The following is a 2,007-nucleotide window of genomic DNA, read 5'->3' on the forward strand; positions in this document are numbered from 1 at the left end:
TGCCGACGCCATCGAGGCGGCGCTTCTCGCCAAGACCGGCGACAAGGCGCCGCCGCCGGAAAACCCGATGTCGGCCGACCGCGTGCGTTGGGAACACATCCAGCGCGTCTACGAACTCTGCGACCGCAACGTCTCGGAAACCGCGCGTCGCCTCAACATGCATCGCCGCACGCTGCAACGCATTCTCGCCAAGCGCGCGCCGAAGTGAGGGATCAGGCGGCTTCGATCGCCTTGATCGAAGCAAGTTCTTTTCGGTCGATGCGATCGCGTGCCGTTTCGAGATCGTAGCGCGCCTGCATATTCAGCCAGAATTCGGCCGAGGAGCCAAACGCGCGCTCCAGCCGCAGAGCCGTGTCCGGCGAGACATCGCGACGTCCGGCGACAATGGCACTGATGCGGTTTGCCGGCACGCCGATCCTCTTTGCCAAGGCATTGGCGCTGAGGCCGAGCGGCGCCATGAAATCCTCCGCAAGGACTTCACCCGGATGTATGGGAGCCAGTTTTGCCATGGTTCATGTCCTTCAATGATAATCCACGATCTCGACATCCTCCGCTCCGCCATCCGACCAGCGAAAACAGACGCGCCATTGATCGTTGATCCTGATCGACATCTGTCCGCGACGCTCGCCCTTCAGCGCCTCCAGACGATTTCCCGGCGGAAACCGAAGATCGTCGAGCGACGTCGCCGCGTCGATATGCGCGAGCTTTCGCAACGCTATCCGCTCGAAGGCGCGGAAACGCCTCACCATCTGGCGTTCCCAAAGGCTCCGAGTGTCTTTGTCTGCGAAGGTTCGGATCACGATTTCATTTATTAGTACGCTATACGTACAATGTCAAGGTGTTCGTGGAACACGGCAAAGCCGCGGCAATCCATCCTTCGAGGCGGGCTCGGGCCTGTCCTGGGGCGGCGCAAATCGCGATCCGAGGGGCGGTGAAACCGCGTCTCGAAGCAGCTTCGTCGCTATCGCTCCTCGTAATGAAGCAGCTTCGTCGCTATCGCTCCTCGCAATGACGAATCGGGAAGCGGGGATAAGTTTTTCAAAAAATATTCGTGAGCGGAGAGTGTGCCGCCCACTTGACGAGCGTGACGCTCCTTCCCATCTATCCGGTTACATCTGGAACTGCGTCCAATGCTCCCAAGCCCTCCTCGCGGAGGGCTTTTTCGTTGGCTGCTCCTTGATCCCGGCATTCGCCGGGATGACGGACGATGAGTTGAGATGGGCTGGACCCTGCCGCCTTATTCCGAATCCAGAAACCGGAACACGCGCCTCGCGGCGACGCGGGCATATTGCAACGTCAGCGCCTTGCGGCGAGCGGCCGGGAGCTGCACGTCGTGCTCGCCCTCGCGCAGAATCTCGGCGTCGTATTTGTCGGCGATGATGAGGCCGACATCGAGCGGGATCACCTCGCGGGGAAAATCCGGCGGCACGGCGAAGAAGAAGCGGTCGCAGAAGTCGAGATAATCCTCCCACTTTCCGTCGGTGAGATAATCGGTGAGGCTCGACTTGATCTCGATGATGATGATCTCCCCCTTCGGCCCCAGCGCGATGATGTCGGCGCGGCGGCCGGTCGCGAGCGTGAGTTCGGTGAGCGCGGCATAGTTCATCTGGGCGAGCAAGCGCCCGCAGCCGCGCTGCACGGCGGCCGCCGTCGCGGATTGCCGCCCGTCGAAGAGACGGAAGCTGTCCTCGATCTCGTCGCTGAAATTGGCCATGGCGCCAAGCTAGTCCCATGGGGGCAAGGCCCGCAAGTCAGTCGAGACCGGCCTGGGCAAGCGCTTCGTCGAGCCATTGGCGGCGGCGCATTCCCTCGCGCGGATGGCCGCTCTCGCCGCCGATGGCGAGCGAGACGGCGGCGTTGACCGCCACCGCGCGGCGATAGCGCGCGAGATCCGGCATCGCGCCCGTGACGGCCGCGTAGCCGCGAAAGACGGCATCCCGAAGAGGACCCGCATTTTCGAAGTGCCGCAGATCGGCTTCCGGCGCGCCGATGCCGGCTTCCGCGAAG

Annotated in this window: 5 protein-coding genes; 1 reads left to right on the top strand and 4 read right to left on the bottom strand. The window is 62.9% G+C overall.

Annotation, left to right across the window (positions count from 1 at the left end; genetic code table 11):
- Window positions 1-208 (top strand): helix-turn-helix domain-containing protein (locus tag VMR03_RS03355; protein WP_325402216.1); only part of this gene is annotated, 208 nt, incomplete at its 5' end.
- 4 nt (window positions 209-212) lie between these two features.
- Here VMR03_RS03355 and VMR03_RS03360 read toward each other — a convergent pair.
- The 4 genes from VMR03_RS03360 to VMR03_RS03375 form a co-directional block, all read right to left on the bottom strand.
- On the bottom strand, window positions 213-509 hold the full coding sequence (locus tag VMR03_RS03360) for a HigA family addiction module antitoxin (RefSeq protein WP_325402278.1): 297 nt from the start codon (window positions 507-509) through the stop codon (window positions 213-215).
- A gap of 12 nt (window positions 510-521) precedes the next feature.
- Window positions 522-800 (bottom strand): type II toxin-antitoxin system RelE/ParE family toxin, encoded by a 279-nt coding sequence (locus VMR03_RS03365; RefSeq protein ID WP_325402279.1) that lies wholly within the window; start codon window positions 798-800, stop codon window positions 522-524.
- Between the two features lie 437 nt (window positions 801-1,237).
- Window positions 1,238-1,714 carry an MmcB family DNA repair protein gene (locus VMR03_RS03370; RefSeq protein WP_325402281.1) on the bottom strand — a complete coding sequence of 159 codons (477 nt, stop codon included), beginning with the start codon at window positions 1,712-1,714 and terminating at the stop codon, window positions 1,238-1,240.
- Between the two features lie 37 nt (window positions 1,715-1,751).
- A partial coding sequence (locus VMR03_RS03375) for a hypothetical protein (RefSeq protein ID WP_325402224.1) occupies window positions 1,752-2,007 on the bottom strand: 256 nt, incomplete at its 5' end.

Origin of the sequence: Parvibaculum sp., assembly GCF_035511255.1 — a bacterium.
In the GTDB taxonomy this organism is placed as follows: Bacteria; Pseudomonadota; Alphaproteobacteria; order Parvibaculales; family Parvibaculaceae; genus Parvibaculum.